A 14,874-nucleotide genomic window follows, 5' to 3' on the forward strand; every position below is an offset into this window, starting at 1 on the left:
AAGTACGGGGAGACTTGGGTGCGATCGCAAAGTACAGATCTGGGACAATTGTCAATCTACGGAGCACAACGCACTCAGGATGGTGCTTTGACGCTGGTAATCATTAACAAAACCAGTAAAAACTTGACCAGCAACTTGAGTCTGAAAGGCTTTAACCCAGGTGCCAAAGCTCAAGTTTACACCTACAGCGAGGCGAACTTGCGGGCGATCGTCCGTCAGAACGATTTAAGTGTCAGCGCTGCTGGCTTTCAGGCAACTTACCCAGCTAATTCTATTACTTTGGTTGCCATTCCGAAAGCGAAGGCTTAGTCAGTTGTCAAATCCACTAGCATTGGAATTTTTACTGTGGCGACTAATCCCCGCTAATCTCCACTAACCTTTCACCGGTTCTCAAAAGTTCCAGCGCATCTAACAAATGTGCACTAAGAATCTCTCGCAACCGATCATTTGATGTATTGCCACACGTCAACCAGATAATTTGTGGAGGCGAATCAAGACGATCGACCAAATCAACAAAGTCGCTGTCTTTAGTCATCAAAATAACTCCCTGCGCTTTGGCGGCCTCGAAAATTTCAGGATCTTCAGCATCTCTCAGTCCAATGTCGCGCAAGGCTACCGCTGCTACTCCAAGTGTATTAGTCATCCAGGTTGCGATCGCTGGTGGCAGATGTGCATCTACCCAGATCGTCATGCAACTAACACTGGATGATTAAGTTTACGTGATGCGTACAAAAGAGATGCTTTGAGGTCATCTCTTTCCAAATCGGGCATTTCTTCGAGAATTTGTTCAGCACTCAAACCGGCCGCAAATAAGTCTAGTACATCTGATACCCGAATTCTCATGCCACGAATACAGGGACGACCACTACACTGTCTGGGATTAATTGTGATTCTTGCAAGTAGTTCCAACATTCAAGTTAGTGAGGGTGAACACTTATCTTCATTATATCACATTAAGCATCAACCATCCAATCAATACACTTCTGCATTTGCTGTTGCATTGTTTCTCTGTCCGCATCATATCTCCGCCCATGTCCCGGCAACACCCATTCAAACGAGTAATTAGCCAAGTTTCGCATTGATTTGATTTGTTCTGCCCAAGAATACCAACAGGCTGTCCGAAAACCAATCAAATGCTGTAAATTTTCTGACCAAGCGAGATGATCGCCGCTAAACAAAAACTTGTTATTATAAAGTAAAACTGTGTGACCTTTCGTGTGACCGGGTACAGAAATAATCAACAAATCATCAGCTATTTGATGCGGTTCATTGCCAGATAATTGAATTTCCACACTGCGAGTGTCCGCATTTATTTCGTCGGTATGCAAAATGCGATCGCACTCAAAATACTCCCGGTATTTTTGATGGTCTGCCACATCATCCCGGTGAGTTAAATATAGATAGCGAATGCCACCCATTGCTTCGATATTTTTCACTAACGGCGGCACAAAACGCGGAGAATCAACTAAAATATTGCCCTCTGGACGGACAATCAAATAACTAGCAGCCCCGTAGGATTTTTCTGAATGGTAGCCACAGTGGTAAATATTGTCTGTTACCAGTGCTGGCAAGTTTTGTTGAACTTCTTTGATGTTTTTGGGTTTTTCAACAGTGCCGATCGAACTTGTCGGACAAGACAAAAGAGCCGCGAGACCTCGCATGGATGCTGTCTCGTTTGTCGGCTGCTGGTAAACCGCAGACTGTTCTCCGGCTTGAGTAAAGACTTCCGGTGCCATCCACCGACAAGTATCGCAGTCAATGCAGCTACTATCTACGTAAAAATTACCGCTGATATTTTCGGGGCGGCGTAAATTGATGTGAGCCATTTTTTATACCTTTTAATCACTAATCAGGGCGAGAAGCCCATTATATAAAAAATTCGGGGCGGGCAAGATGCCCACCCCACCAGGATTTAACTTTCTTGTGGAATTGGCATCTTGCCCGTTCCTAAAAATACTACCGGTTCCATCAGAATTTAACTTTTTTGTGGAACGGGCCGGAGAGCCCGTTCCCAAGCAGACTGCAAACTCAAAGTTTCAATTCTACTGCTGCTTCTGGCCCGCTGGAAAAGCACCAGTTGTCACCGCCACAGTCACAGGTTGTCCGCTGCGGCTCAACTCAAGCTGCATATCCTTGCCTACTGTACTTTTCTCGACAATTTGCTGTACGCTGCCAGCATCGGTGACTTCTGTACCGTTGATTTTTTTGATCACGTCAGCAACGCGCACTCCAGCTTGTGACGCCGGCGAATTTTTTGCAACTCCCATAACTAACACGCCTTTATCTTCAGTCAGCCTCAATTTGGCGTTGGGATTTTTATTGAATTCTGCTTTGACTTCGGGAGTAATGCTCAACATCCGAACGCCGAGATAAGGATGTTCGGCTTTTCCGGTACTGACTAATTGGTTGGCAATTTGTTGGGCCCGATCGATCGGAATCGCAAAACCCAACCCTTGGGCACCTTCAATAATCGCCGTATTCATGCCGATAACTTGACCCCGCTGGTTCAGCAACGGGCCGCCGGAATTGCCGGGATTGATGGCGGCGTCGGTTTGAATAAAGCTGACGCGCTTGTCGGGAACGCCCACATCGGCGCTAGAACGGCCTGTCGCGCTAATAATACCGACTGTCACGGTATTGTCCAAACCGAGGGGATTGCCGATCGCGATCGCCCATTCTCCCGGCTGTAAATCTTCAGATTTACCCAAACTCACCACAGGCAAATCGGTAGCCTCAACTTTAACAACAGCCACATCAGTAACTGTATCTACGCCCAAAACTTTGCCTGCCAATTCACGGCCATCCTTCAGTTTTACCGTCACCGTATCTGCGCCGTCAACAACGTGAGCGTTCGTCAAAATGCGGCCGTCGGAACCAAAAACAAAACCCGAACCAGATCCCCGTTGTACCCGATTTCCGGGCTGAGGCCCAATGGGAGAATCTGGGTCGAAGAAGCGGCGGAATTGTTCGGGAATCTCTTCTGGAGCTTGGTTTTTCACTGTGCGAGACGAGTTAATTCGTACTACTGCCGGGCCGACTTCCTGCACTACTTTAGTCACAAAATTAGAGTCTTGATTCGGCAATATATTTGCAGGTAAAGCTGAGATTGGCGCTGCGCTTGCAGGTTGTTCGGCTTTGATAGCATTAGAACTGCCAGGAACTTGCGAATTTAGGGCGTTGCAGCCGACAGTTGCCGTGGAGCCGAGCAAAACGAGGGATAAAAAAGCAAGTTTTTTCGGCACAGAAAAACGACGAGAAGGTTGAGTTTGATTAGATTTTTTGGGGGTTGACATAGTATTAATTTGCTAGGAGAATGGGCGAAATTTATAATTATGGTTTGGTAGTTTTAGCACCTAGTGCAATCAACTTAGAACTCAATGTTCTTTCATTTTAATTGAAACATTTATCAGATGTGTTTGGGTGGTGGGATTTACCCTACAGGCTGGAGTAGAAACCAGACTGTTGCAGGCAAATTGTTGATTTTAGGTGGTCAGCGCGATCGCCCTGGGTGAGGACTGACGAATTGCCACACCTGCGATAATACCAACTACGGTAACGGATCCGCATATTCCGCATTTCCTGGAAAATCTTCATGGCCTTGCTACCGGCAGCCCATAACTCAAACAAAAATGTTGGGTTTGTTTCCTTAGCCTGCAATGAAACCGGTGCGTTGCTCGCTCGAAACAGTCGCTCTTTCTTGAGGATTGTCGATGTATCCCTATCCTACGGCTATGAACGTTAATCTAAGGAATGAGAATTAAATAACTTCCACTCTTGAAAGTGGGATGGGCGGGAGAGCCCGTACTTTTTGGACGGGCGGGACGCCCATCCCACAATAACAATTAAAATTGTCAGTTATTTAATTCGCGATCCTAAAATAGTATTATTTTCCGTAGGTTCGATCGCAATACGGTTCACTTAACACTATCCCAAGAGAAGGGGAGCGTTTCAGTTTTGCATTTACAGTGCGAGCGTCCCCGCTCGCGTGCTTGTACAAGCACGCGAGCGGGGACGCTCGCACTACCATAAAAAATGCTTCTTGCAAAAAGAGAAGAACGTTAGCTTTCGCGATCCGGAGGAAAGCAAACTGTGTCTATTTTTCATAGTTTTTCCCTGTTGGAATCTCCGCTCTCAACTTTATTGGGTTCAATGGAACTAACCGCATCAATTTCCCTCGACTTGTTCCTGGAAGTTTCCAAAATATCAACAGTATTCTTAATAAAACCAGCCATCGGTACAGCAACTAACAAACCTGCTACTCCCGCCACCTTAACTCCCACTAACAGAGACACTAAAATCCACACCGGATTGAGGCCGATAAAACCACCTAATAATCGAGGAGCAACCCCGCTTTCAATTACTTGCTCTATGACTGTCGCGACAGCTAAAACTGTCACACCGAGCCAAAAGTTGCTTAGTGTAATCAGCAAACTGACAACGCAAATACTGAAAGGTGCCCCGAAGGGAATCATCGTCATTACACCGACACCCAAACCGAAAAGCAGCCCGAAGGGAACTCGCAAAATTAAAAAAGCCACCGTCATCGACAGTCCCATCAAACCCGCCAAGGTTGCTTGTCCGACGAAGTAGTTGTGGAAGCTTCGCGCCAGCAACTGTCGCAATTGCAGACTCTGTTTGGAGGGAAACCATTTAAACAATCCTTCCCACACGCGATCGCCATGCAAGAGCAAGTAGAATGTCAGAACTATTGTCAGCAGAAAATTCACCAGACTGTCTGCCGCACCCAAGCCAAATTTGAGGATTTCGCCAGTGAGAGACTGCAATTGAGTTGAAAGTCGATCGCTCAATTGAGTAGTCAAACCGCTAACATCAATGCGAAGATTGCGATTTTCTGCCCACTTATTGAACGCTTCAATCTGTTCTGTACCGGAAACTATCCAAGTTGGGAGTCGAGTAGCGAGTTCAGTGATTTGGTTCAGCAGAATCGGAGCCAGAGTGACACCTAAAACCACCAATATCAGTAAAGTTACGAACAACACCGACAAAACTGCGCGATCGCGCTTCAGCCCGTATTTACGCAGAAAACGCACTGGATAATCTAGCAAAAAAGAGAACACTGTAGCGATTACCAAAACAGTAATCAGAGCGCGAAAATATTCAAACACTAGGAGGGCTAACCAGCAGTTGAGTACCGCTAGAGGGAATAACAGTCCGTAAGTCCACCACTGCGGCAGTTTAGTGAAACGTCTCATTAAGTTAACCAAGTTAAAATTTGAGATGCCAGATGTGAGATTGACGCTGCTATTCGCCGTTCTCCGTTAACGATTTTATGTTGCATTTAGTTATACCAGGCTGCTAAAAATTCCCACTTGCTCTGCTAGTAGCAGAAATTGGGCTGTGGGCAGGTACTCCCTGCCACAACCATGTTATCTCGTTGACGCTGGTATGGATATATTACCTGCGGAATAACTTATTTTTTGCTATTTTTAGGAAAGGAGTTTGAGGCTCACAATTCAAGCTTTTTCGCCGTGCCGTTCGAGAGCTAATTGAATTAAACGGTCTGCTAATTCGGGGAAAGAAATACCATCATGCGCCCACATTTGAGGATACATACTGGTAGCTGTAAATCCGGGGAAAGTGTTGATTTCGTTAATCAAAACTTCTCCGGTTGATTCAACGTAGAAAAAGTCTACCCGCGCTAAACCGGCAGCGTCAATGGCTAAGAATGCTTGCACTGCCATTTCTTGGATTTGCGAGACGATCGCACTGCTGACTTTTGCCGGAATTGAACACTCGGATTGTCCCTCAGTATATTTAGTTTCGTAGTCGTAGAAATCGCTTTGAAAACTAATTTCTCCCACCGTTGAAGCTTTCGGATTATCGTTGCCCAAAACCGCACATTCTAACTCTCTAGCAACCACACCAGCTTCCACAATGATCCGCCTGTCGTAGCTGGCGGCGCCATCAAGAGCGGCTTCTAACTCAGCGCGCGATCGAGCCTTAGAAATGCCCACAGACGAACCCAAATTTGCTGGTTTAATAAAGCAAGGATAGCCCAACTCAGCTTCAATTTTGTCGCACAGTTTGGGGAAAACGCAAGGATTCGACCAGATTTCGGAACGATTGACAGCGATGTATTTTACCTGCGGCAAACCTGCGTTAGCAAAAGCCATTTTCATCGCAATTTTATCCATTCCCATCGCCGAACCCAAAACCCCCGAACCGACAAAAGGAACTTGCAATAATTTCAGCAATCCTTGCACCGTACCGTCTTCACCGTTAGGCCCGTGTAAAACCGGAAACCAAACATCTACTCCATTAAAATTAGGAAATTGCCAAGCTTCTCCTGCTTGTGACTCTATTTCCAGAGGTTTGCCGGCGGCTAAGACTTGCTGCGGTAATGTTCCCGACAGCCAGCGGCCGTCTTTTTGGATGTAAAAGGGCAGAACTTCGTATTTAGAAGCATTTTCGTCAGCAGCGAGGGCACGGGCGATCGCCCTTGCCGAACTAATAGAGACTTCATGTTCGCCCGATCGCCCGCCGAAGAGTAACCCGATCCGCATCTTCGTCATTTTTCCATACTCCCGATACTTTTTGATAAATATACACGCAGAGAGCGCAGCCAACGCAGAAATGAACGCTTTAAGACTACCTATCCCCTCCCTTCCACTCTTCCTCTGTGTCCTCTGCGCTCTCTGCGGTAAAAAAATATATCTTGTTAAAAGACTCCGAGACTCTAGCAAATATTATCTATGGAGGTTACTGGGGCTGTATTGGTTTGACAAATCTGCTGTTAGCCGGCACAAAACAATTACTCGGCGCGCCGGTACCCTCACTTTTTTCTATAAAAAACCAAGGTTGACGTTGGGCATCGTACAAAACCCCCAATCCGCTAGGGCCCAGATAGATTTCAAAATTCTGCCCTGGTTTCAAAGTACCAACTACAGGCCAACTGCCAATATTTAAATTTACCTTGCTTCCAGGGTCTTCTATTTCCTGAATAGAGTGCGGGCCCATGCGACATTTAACACCGTTGGGGTCTGAATCTGTGGCTTCCCAATATCGGTGAGATGTTCTTTTATACTCTCCACGTTCGTTTGGCTGCGGCAATTCCACTTGAGGAATTGAATTTTGCGTCTTGTCAAATTCAGAATTTTGTGTCATGTTATTTAGACTCTTTTTTCGTATTAGAGTTTTATTGCGGTGTTCCAGCCAGCCACAAAGCTAAATTGCGGACATAAGTTTTGATATCATCTAAAGCCTGTGACTCTGTTTGCATAGTGTTTCCCGGCGGTTCAGTCACAAAGCTTGGACAACCCATATCCAAATTCCAATTATAATCGCAGAAGTGATGAAAAGTCGATTGAGCCACTCCACGTCCGAGCTGATTTCCGATCGTATCGGGAGGCCACTCGAAAGCAACAGCGAGGTTAAAAATGCGATCGCTCACCAAACTTTTCCCTTGTGCAATTACCCTACCGTACTGATCGCCTGGGGGGACACCCACAGCACCTTCGTGGGGATGAGCCGGAAAAAACTCGATCGCTTCCCCAGAAGCACCAGACCTTTTCAAAAGAGAATGCACCGGATCGATCGCGATAATTCTCTGATAATTCCCATTGCGTCCAGAATGATAGTTAGGCCAAGAAATATTAGTAGTATCAACATCATCTATGCAATGTTTCGATGGATCTGGATCGGGATTTTTAGTTTGAAAAAAATGTGCAGCCCCCACACCGGAAAGAGTGCAGATAGACGAACCTAAATCTTGATGGTCGCGAGTTGCCAAAATCCCCCCACCCCGTTGGTGAAAAGCCTTAATTCCCGCACAATCTTTTTCAGTCAAACCGTCTCCTATATCAACAGCAAACAGCCACAGCTCGTCAAATATTGATTCTCCCAAACTGCTTAGGATTGGGTCATTTCCTTCTATATTTGATTCGCGGTTTCTTGCCGTTACTTGAAATAATTGATTTCCCCGATCGTCCTTCAGATTAGCCAAATAGTCTCGCAACAAAGAGAAACGCTCGATACTCCAGTCATCCTCAGTTGTTGGAATCGTTGTTTGCAGTAAAATGCGAATTGGTTTTTCCATTTTAATCAGGGGAACGGGGAATAGTTTTGAGTTAGTGGATATGGAAGGGAGGAAAAGAAATTAAATTCGCAATCTAATTTAGATTTTCCAGCATTTCGCCAGTCAAACTAAAAGCGCGAATATCAGTAATTTTAACACGCACAATCTTACCAGCCAATTGTGCAATATCCCCCTTAAAAAATGTGAGACGATTGCCGCGAGTGCGCCCCATCACCTGAGTTGGATCTTTGAGATTTTGGACTTCCACCAAAACCTCCTCCGTGCGCCCGAAATAGCGCTGCGATCGCTCCATAGCCGTTGTTGTCACGACATGATTGATACGTTGCAGGCGATCGGCTTTTACCTCCTCACTCAACTGATTTTCCCACAACGCAGCAGGCGTTCCCGGGCGAGGCGAATAAGCAGCAGTATTCACCAAATCAAAACCAACATCTTCGATCAACTTCAGAGTCTTCTCAAACTGCGCCTCCGTCTCCCCAGGAAACCCGACAATCGCATCAGCCGTAATCGAAGCATCAGGCATATAACGGCGAATCATATCAACAATTCGCAGATATTTCTCCTGAGTATAACCCCGAGACATCGCCTTCAGAATCTCATTATCTCCCGACTGAAAAGGCACGTGAAAATGTTCGCAAACCTGCGGCAACTCCGCACAAGCCTTAATCAATCGTTCATTAAAATAGCGAGGGTGGCTAGTAGCAAAACGCAGGCGATCGACACCAGGAACATCCTGCACAAAATAAAGCAAATCAGTCAAAGTATGCAGGTTGCTACCATCCGGTTTCGTCCCCGGCAAATCGCGCCCGTAAGCATCAATATTCTGCCCCAACAAAGTTACTTCCTTGTAACCTTGACGGCCCAACTCCTCCATTTCAGCCCGAATTGCCTCCGGCATTCGCGACTGTTCAACCCCGCGAACATTTGGCACAACACAATAAGTGCAGCGTTCATTGCAACCATAAATTACATTCACCCAAGCAGTCACATGGCTGTCGCGACGAGGCTTAGTAATATCCTCCATAATCTCCACAGCTTCAGTCGCCACAACTTGATTTCCCTGGAAAACTTGTTCCAGCAAATCTTCAAGTCGATTAGCGTGTTGCGGCCCCATTACTAAGTCCAATTCTGGCACTCTCCGTAACAGCGCCTCACCTTCCTGTTGCGCCACGCATCCAGCTACAACTAAAGTCAAACCCGGTTCTTTACGCTTGCGATGAGCTTGCCTTCCCAGGTTAGAATAAACTCTTTGTTCGGCATTATCGCGAATGGTGCAAGTATTGTAGAGAATCAAACTAGCGTCGTTCGGGTCTTCCGAGAACTCAAAGCCCATATTTTCCAGAATGCCAGCCATCCGTTCGGAGTCGGCTTTGTTCATCTGGCATCCGAAAGTGGTAATGTGATAGCGGCGGGGTTTAACGGTCATGGCGAATTGCAGGAAAATAAAAAATCTAGGTTTTCAACCTTAACCAACTATTATATAACAAGTCTCAACCCTTTGTGAACTTTTCTTGTTCTTAATTTATTGAAAAACAACTTTCACAAACCTTTAGGGTGTGTGAGGCGCGGCGATTAATACCATTGCTGAAAAATATTGCTACAATATATTTTGGGGTTTGTTTACAATAGCTGGTGCTGGTGGTGCTTCGCCATTAGATTGTCGATTGTGATGCAGAGATTTATCGCAGGCGACACACCCTACAAACTACAAACCTATGATATAAATAGTTTTAGCAATACCTTGCCCAGCCAAGTAAGGAACTCCATTTCCAACTGTTTTAAACATATTCGTCAATGTCATATTATCCGGCAGTGCAAACTCTTTTGGTAGAGACTGAATAGCTAGTGTTTCAGCAACAGAAAGCCTGCGAACTTTGTAAGGGTGCAAGTGAACTTCGTTATTACCGTAACAAGCAGTCGGCGAATAACGCCAGCGGTGCAGGCGCTTGAAAGATTTTTTTGAATCGTCTCCCTCATCGACCTCAGCAAACCTTTTAATACCTGCTCTTGGTTCAAAATAATGTTCAGCGTTGGGATGGTTGAGAACATCATTTTTTTGAAACCAAAACTCAACTGTTAATTCTTGGGTGATGCCATCGGGACAAGGCAAAAAACCATCGCGTACAAAAGCATTTCTTTCAGACCAATGATGACAAAAAACTTCTGATTTGGGATATAATATCTGAGTTTCCCAGGGGAATAAATTTTCAGGTAACATTGGGCTGGTTTCATCTAGAATAATCCCCAGATTTTTGACAAGATTTTTTTTAAAGCCAATCAAAATAATTCGGTCTCTATCCTGCGGTACTCCATATTCGATCGCATTTATTAAACGTTCCACAAAAAAATATTCCGAATCAGCCAACTTAAGCTTGAGTTCGTCGTAAAAAGCTTTATGTTTTTTTGTCCTCCACAAACCTTTGACATTTTCAAACAAAAAGAAATCCGGCTGCTGCTGGCAAATCAATTCAATGTAGGAAGCTGAAAGTTTGCCTTTATCTCCTTCCTGCCCTCGGTTTTTACCACCCACAGAAAAGTCTGGACAAGGCGGCCCAGCGATAAATCCCACAATATCGTGATGCTGGCGGGCATCCTGCATCAATTCCCGCAGGCGAGAAGCTGGTTTTCCCCCTACAAGTTGAGTGACATCTGCTTCCTCGCCTTCGCAGTATCCGTATTCTGGTAGCGGCAAATTCAGGCACTGCCGAGAGTAGCGGTATGCTTGCATGAAAGGTGGGAAAATTTCATTGACATAGGCTACATGAAACCCATTTAATTCAAAACCGAGGTCAAGGAATCCCGAACCGGAAAAAAAGGAGAATATACAGGGAGAACGGTACATTAAATCATCCCAGTTATTTTAAACTAAGCTTACTATAAATTCGGTTGGGCTTGCACCTGACTATTGCTAAAAGTCGCAGAACCCCGCGCCGGACACGGCAGTGCCGTTTCCCTGGTCAAAACTATTAGACAACAACATTGTCTTCATGCGCTTTCCTCTCTCAAAAATATCTGCGTTCATCTGCGTCAATCTGCCTGACATCTGCGGTTTCCTTCTCTCCTCAAAGATTTATGAAATTCAACTCTATTCTTAAAACCATTGGCCGCCTCGGAAACGCCAGTAGGGAAAGAAAATCCGCATCAGTGTTTGCGATGCTAGATAAATAGCCAGCCACACTAAACTGTAATGCAATGCAAAAGCTGTTAAGTCAAAATTTTCTCGCGGTATTCCCGGCAAACCGATAATTTTGATGAAAAATAACACAAAAAGTGCTTCCCAAATCCCGGCGATTAATTGAAATGCGCCGGGCCAATCTCGATCCCAGCGAAACTGCTGGATGTAGATATATAAGATATCCCAGCCGATGCCAAAAATTGCTACATAACCTAAAATTAAGAAAAAGATTGCACCTGATGTGGAAGTGATTAAACCTAGAAAAAATGGCAGGGTTACTAAAACGCCGATGGTTGCAAATAGCAGTAACCGAGTTTGCCAGCGGCCGAATAAGGTGGGGGTCATTCGATTTTAGATTTTAGATTTTGGATTTTAGATTGGGGATTTTGAATTTTGGATTGGGGATTGGCGATTTTGAATTGGTGATTTTGAATTGGGGATTGGGGATTGGGATTTGAGGTTGAATGCGAAGCTCTTTTACATCCGTTAAATCCGCTACAAAATCCGTTACCGAACTTTTTCAATTTAGCCGGGAGATTTATTTAAAATCCACTTTGACCATTGTAGGAACGATCGCCAAACGCTCAATTTCCCAACACCCGGAACTCCGTTAGCGGCCAGACTTTCAACGGAACGCAGGGCGGCGTATTGCAAGCCCAAAAAGCTGTCTACGGGCGCGTAAGGCCCGCCCAAAGTAATCGCGCCCGCTGCGTACACCCGCCCTTCTGGGTTGTTGGGGGAGGCGTTCCGCAATTCGGGCACTTCAAAATCGTTGTTGACACTCAAACGCCCCAAATTGTTGAGGGGAAGATTGTATTGAACTACCAAATCCTCTAGCAGGGGACTGGTTTTTACCTTAGCGTCCAAACCTGTCGCGTCAATAATAAAATCAGCTTGTAACTTAATTTGCCCTTTGAGATCCTTTTCTTGAATGTAAGTCACGGTGCGGTTTTGACTGTCGCGCTCGACTCGCTCGACTTCCCCGAAGGTAATTTGATACCATCCTTGACTTAAACCTTCTTTGACTATCCGCCGCCAGTCGCTGCGATTGGCTGTGGTAGTGCCGCCCCAGTCTCCGAGAAACTGCGGGCGAAATTCGGGTTTGGCTTTTTCCAAAAGTACGCGGAGTTCGCCGCCCCAACAGGCTTTGGGCCAGTTGAAAGGTTGAAATTCATAGTGATTTTCGACGACTCGCACGGTGAGGTTAAATTTGTTACCTTGAGGTTTGGGCGATCGCATCAAATGCAATACTTGAATGTTGGCATTTCGCTGTCGCGCTTCATAAATTCGCTGCACCACCCGCGAAGCCACAATTCCCCGCCCTCTAATTAAAACGCTGCCGCCCCTCGCCTCCAACTTTTCGTAAACGCCGTCGTGACTTTCGTAAGCGTTGACAACGGACTCAAAATCCTGGGTTTTTTCGCGATATTCTTGCAAGTCGGGCAAAAATTGAATGGCGGGATAGCCGGTGGCTAAGTGTACGTATTTGGCGATTAAAAAAGCACGATCGCGCTGGTTGGCATTCGATCGAGAATAAGCGATCGCGTACCTACCGTCATCTGTCTGGCGAATCGCCCGCACTCTCCCGTAGCGAAACATCTGATTCCACCCGATACGCACAGTTTCCCTGTCAATCGAATCAAACACATTTCCGGCGCGCGGCGTATAAGTTTCGGCAAAAGTCGGTTCCGCAAACACCTGCCACATCAACTTCAGCGACACCATCAACCGCCCTTTCCGCAATTCCTGCCAAGCTTCCCGCACAGCATAGGGAGGCCAGCCCCAAATGTTGTCTGGACACGAGTCAGAATTCGATCGCAGCCTTTCCCTGAGCGGAATTTGAGAATTCAGGCACAACCGACGGTAACGGGCGTAAGGTTGCTCTTCCATGCCCAGAACGGCAATTCGATCGACCTTCACGCCGCAAATTCTCAGCAAATCCACCCAAATCAAGCTGCCCAAACCGCCACCAACAGCAGCCCAATCAATTTCTTCAACCGGGAGTCCCATAGATTGGATCGATCGCATTGTGACTTGATTTGCCTGCAAAAATGCGATCGGCGGAAATTCTCCCCTACTATTTGTTTGAGGCACCGGCGACACCATGGGCTGCCCCAACGCGGGGTCTGGCCTATTGGTCTGCGGGTTAAAGAAAATGTGAGAATTGACAGACTGGGTTTCTGTGGAATTAACAGTAAATGAAATGGCTATCTTGTAGGGCCCGATTTGCAGCATATCGCCATTTGCCAGCACGCACCGGGTTTGGCGGGTGCCGTTGACAAAAGTACCGTTGCGACTGCCGGTGTCAGTAACTACAATACTGTCGCCTTCGGTGGCAATCACAGCGTGAAACCGAGACACTTGACTGCTTTTGAGGGGAATTCGAGAAACTCGCTCACCGTTGATGGTGGAGGGCATACCTTCAAAAATACGTCCCAAAGCGATGGGCAATTCGAGTATCGGGGAGCGACAATCCCCCGTAGCTGTATCTTTCCAAGTAAGTCGCAGGTGCAAGGGTTGAGGATTCATTATTATTTTTTAAACATCAGCCGTCGGCTTTGAGCTTTCTGGGAAAAAAGATTTTTGAATTTGAGAGATTTGATTTGATCTCGGGGCCTATCTCAAAAACTTTAATAGTTTTAGGTGCATGGGGGCTAGAAACCGAGAATATCTGTAGATTTCTCGTTATTTCGCCCCTGATATTTGAGATTTTCGATTGAATGCAGTCCCAAAAGTGTCAGGAAGTAAAAATTAGATGCCGTTGCCAGCAAGATCCTAGCATTGGCGATCGCGCGATCGAACAAAAGAGCGATCGCGCGATTCTGGCTTTTTCTCTTCCCTCAAGGAGACAGCACCACACTCGCCGCCGCCGCCAAAGAAGTACCGCACCACGGACACCCCGCACTCAACTGCGCGTAAGGCGAAACGCGGCTGCACTTGGGACACTGCAAACCGTAAATAGAAGGCTGCGTCGGCGGGGAAGAAATTTGCACCGGAGGCGCCCCAAGCAAAACTGTCAGCGGCGCGGCTAAGTGCACCTCAGTTACATTCACCTCGATTTCCACTTGGCCTAAATGGATGCGGCTGTCGGATTTCAATATTGCTTCGCCCGAGGCGAGAATTTTTCCGTCTACCAGCGGCGGATTGCTGGCGCGCAAATTCCGCACTGCATACTCCTGCAATTCGCGATTAAAAAATATTTCGACGTGCAACCCCGATACGCTGGAATCCGAAAATACTATATCGCACTGCGCTGGGTCGCGTCCGAGTCTCACGCTTCCCGGGTTTTTGCTTGGCTGTTCGTTTAGAATCGTCTGAGTTTGACGAACCCCAGCCTCTGTCCATGTTAAATTTAGCTGGTTTGTCATCGTTTTATAAGAAATACCGTGAAAACCCTGGGACTTTAGTCCAGGGATGAAAGGGCATTGCAGGATTGATCCTGCCAGTTAAATATTTACCAATTCTAGTAAAATCAATCAAGGAGGGTAAAAAAGATGTACGCAGTACAAAGAGACCTTTGGCATTTAACAGGACTCGACAAAATCATTGTCGAGCAACTGTTGAGGTGGTCAAACAATCTGTTTAATGTCGGGACTTACGAAAGTCGGCAACGGTACTTTAAGGACAAAGGTGCAATTAAATA

13 protein-coding genes and 1 pseudogene are annotated in these 14,874 nt (G+C 46.2%); 1 reads left to right on the forward strand and 13 read right to left on the reverse strand.

The annotated features are described in order from the left end of the window. Positions 1-309, forward strand: a pseudogene (locus JGK20_RS32495) (endoglucanase); the annotation flags it as partial. Positions 310-352: 43 nt separating this feature from the next. On the opposite strand, the gene JGK20_RS32500 reads toward JGK20_RS32495, so the two are convergent. The 13 genes from JGK20_RS32500 to JGK20_RS32560 all read right to left on the reverse strand — a co-directional run bounded on the left by JGK20_RS32500 (position 353) and on the right by JGK20_RS32560 (position 14,599). Then, the gene (locus JGK20_RS32500; protein ID WP_293193258.1) at positions 353-691 is read right to left on the reverse strand and encodes a DUF5615 family PIN-like protein; all 339 of its coding nucleotides are present in this window, start codon (positions 689-691) and stop codon (positions 353-355) included. Continuing rightward, the gene (locus JGK20_RS32505) at positions 688-912 is read right to left on the reverse strand and encodes a DUF433 domain-containing protein (protein ID WP_293184449.1); all 225 of its coding nucleotides are present in this window, start codon (positions 910-912) and stop codon (positions 688-690) included. The genes JGK20_RS32500 and JGK20_RS32505 overlap by 4 nt, the downstream gene beginning before the upstream one ends. A 41-nt stretch (positions 913-953) precedes the next feature. After that, complete coding sequence (locus JGK20_RS32510; protein WP_293193257.1) at positions 954-1,826, reverse strand: MBL fold metallo-hydrolase; 873 nt, start codon at positions 1,824-1,826, stop codon at positions 954-956. A gap of 216 nt (positions 1,827-2,042) precedes the next feature. Further along, on the reverse strand, positions 2,043-3,293 hold the full coding sequence (locus tag JGK20_RS32515; protein WP_293214242.1) for an HhoA/HhoB/HtrA family serine endopeptidase: 1,251 nt from the start codon (positions 3,291-3,293) through the stop codon (positions 2,043-2,045). Between the two features lie 807 nt (positions 3,294-4,100). After that, positions 4,101-5,213 (reverse strand): AI-2E family transporter, encoded by a 1,113-nt coding sequence (locus tag JGK20_RS32520; RefSeq protein WP_293193255.1) that lies wholly within the window; start codon positions 5,211-5,213, stop codon positions 4,101-4,103. A 261-nt stretch (positions 5,214-5,474) separates the two neighbouring features. After that, a complete protein-coding gene (locus JGK20_RS32525; RefSeq protein WP_293184437.1) occupies positions 5,475-6,533 on the reverse strand; it encodes a D-alanine--D-alanine ligase family protein in 1,059 nt (352 codons plus the stop codon). A 187-nt stretch (positions 6,534-6,720) separates the two neighbouring features. After that, positions 6,721-7,125, reverse strand: coding sequence for a hypothetical protein (locus JGK20_RS32530; RefSeq protein ID WP_293193254.1), 405 nt, complete (start codon positions 7,123-7,125; stop codon positions 6,721-6,723). A 31-nt stretch (positions 7,126-7,156) separates the two neighbouring features. Further along, positions 7,157-8,056, reverse strand: a complete 900-nt coding sequence (locus JGK20_RS32535; RefSeq protein WP_293233560.1) for a hypothetical protein — start codon at positions 8,054-8,056, stop codon at positions 7,157-7,159. Positions 8,057-8,129: 73 nt separating this feature from the next. Next, the gene (miaB, locus tag JGK20_RS32540) at positions 8,130-9,482 is read right to left on the reverse strand and encodes a tRNA (N6-isopentenyl adenosine(37)-C2)-methylthiotransferase MiaB (protein ID WP_293216715.1); all 1,353 of its coding nucleotides are present in this window, start codon (positions 9,480-9,482) and stop codon (positions 8,130-8,132) included. Positions 9,483-9,761: 279 nt separating this feature from the next. Beyond that, positions 9,762-10,898, reverse strand: coding sequence for a DNA cytosine methyltransferase (locus JGK20_RS32545; protein ID WP_293233562.1), 1,137 nt, complete (start codon positions 10,896-10,898; stop codon positions 9,762-9,764). A 249-nt stretch (positions 10,899-11,147) separates the two neighbouring features. Beyond that, positions 11,148-11,576: a hypothetical protein gene (locus tag JGK20_RS32550; protein WP_293184427.1), complete on the reverse strand. Its 429-nt coding sequence runs from the start codon at positions 11,574-11,576 to the stop codon at positions 11,148-11,150. Positions 11,577-11,756: 180 nt separating this feature from the next. Next, positions 11,757-13,760, reverse strand: a complete 2,004-nt coding sequence (locus JGK20_RS32555) for an FHA domain-containing protein (protein WP_293233564.1) — start codon at positions 13,758-13,760, stop codon at positions 11,757-11,759. A gap of 311 nt (positions 13,761-14,071) precedes the next feature. Further along, positions 14,072-14,599 (reverse strand): FHA domain-containing protein, encoded by a 528-nt coding sequence (locus JGK20_RS32560; protein WP_293184423.1) that lies wholly within the window; start codon positions 14,597-14,599, stop codon positions 14,072-14,074. Between the last annotated feature and the right edge of the window lie 275 nt (positions 14,600-14,874).

Origin of the sequence: Microcoleus sp. PH2017_05_CCC_O_A, from assembly GCF_020738785.1 — a bacterium.
In the GTDB taxonomy this organism is placed as follows: Bacteria; Cyanobacteriota; Cyanobacteriia; order Cyanobacteriales; family Microcoleaceae; genus Microcoleus.

What these genes read in the sequence shown, in the direction of transcription:
- JGK20_RS32555 (WP_293233564.1), bottom strand. Translation starts at nt 13,760, where the DNA reads ATGAATCCTCAACCCTTGCACCTGCGACTTACTTGGAAAGATACAGCT.
- JGK20_RS32510 (WP_293193257.1), bottom strand. Translation starts at nt 1,826, where the DNA reads ATGGCTCACATCAATTTACGCCGCCCCGAAAATATCAGCGGTAATTTT.
- JGK20_RS32500 (WP_293193258.1), bottom strand. Translation starts at nt 691, where the DNA reads ATGACGATCTGGGTAGATGCACATCTGCCACCAGCGATCGCAACCTGG.
- JGK20_RS32560 (WP_293184423.1), bottom strand. Translation starts at nt 14,599, where the DNA reads ATGACAAACCAGCTAAATTTAACATGGACAGAGGCTGGGGTTCGTCAA.
- JGK20_RS32505 (WP_293184449.1), bottom strand. Translation starts at nt 912, where the DNA reads ATGTTGGAACTACTTGCAAGAATCACAATTAATCCCAGACAGTGTAGT.
- JGK20_RS32535 (WP_293233560.1), bottom strand. Translation starts at nt 8,056, where the DNA reads ATGGAAAAACCAATTCGCATTTTACTGCAAACAACGATTCCAACAACT.
- JGK20_RS32545 (WP_293233562.1), bottom strand. Translation starts at nt 10,898, where the DNA reads ATGTACCGTTCTCCCTGTATATTCTCCTTTTTTTCCGGTTCGGGATTC.
- JGK20_RS32530 (WP_293193254.1), bottom strand. Translation starts at nt 7,125, where the DNA reads ATGACACAAAATTCTGAATTTGACAAGACGCAAAATTCAATTCCTCAA.
- JGK20_RS32525 (WP_293184437.1), bottom strand. Translation starts at nt 6,533, where the DNA reads ATGACGAAGATGCGGATCGGGTTACTCTTCGGCGGGCGATCGGGCGAA.
- JGK20_RS32515 (WP_293214242.1), bottom strand. Translation starts at nt 3,293, where the DNA reads ATGTCAACCCCCAAAAAATCTAATCAAACTCAACCTTCTCGTCGTTTT.
- JGK20_RS32550 (WP_293184427.1), bottom strand. Translation starts at nt 11,576, where the DNA reads ATGACCCCCACCTTATTCGGCCGCTGGCAAACTCGGTTACTGCTATTT.
- JGK20_RS32520 (WP_293193255.1), bottom strand. Translation starts at nt 5,213, where the DNA reads ATGAGACGTTTCACTAAACTGCCGCAGTGGTGGACTTACGGACTGTTA.
- miaB (WP_293216715.1), bottom strand. Translation starts at nt 9,482, where the DNA reads ATGACCGTTAAACCCCGCCGCTATCACATTACCACTTTCGGATGCCAG.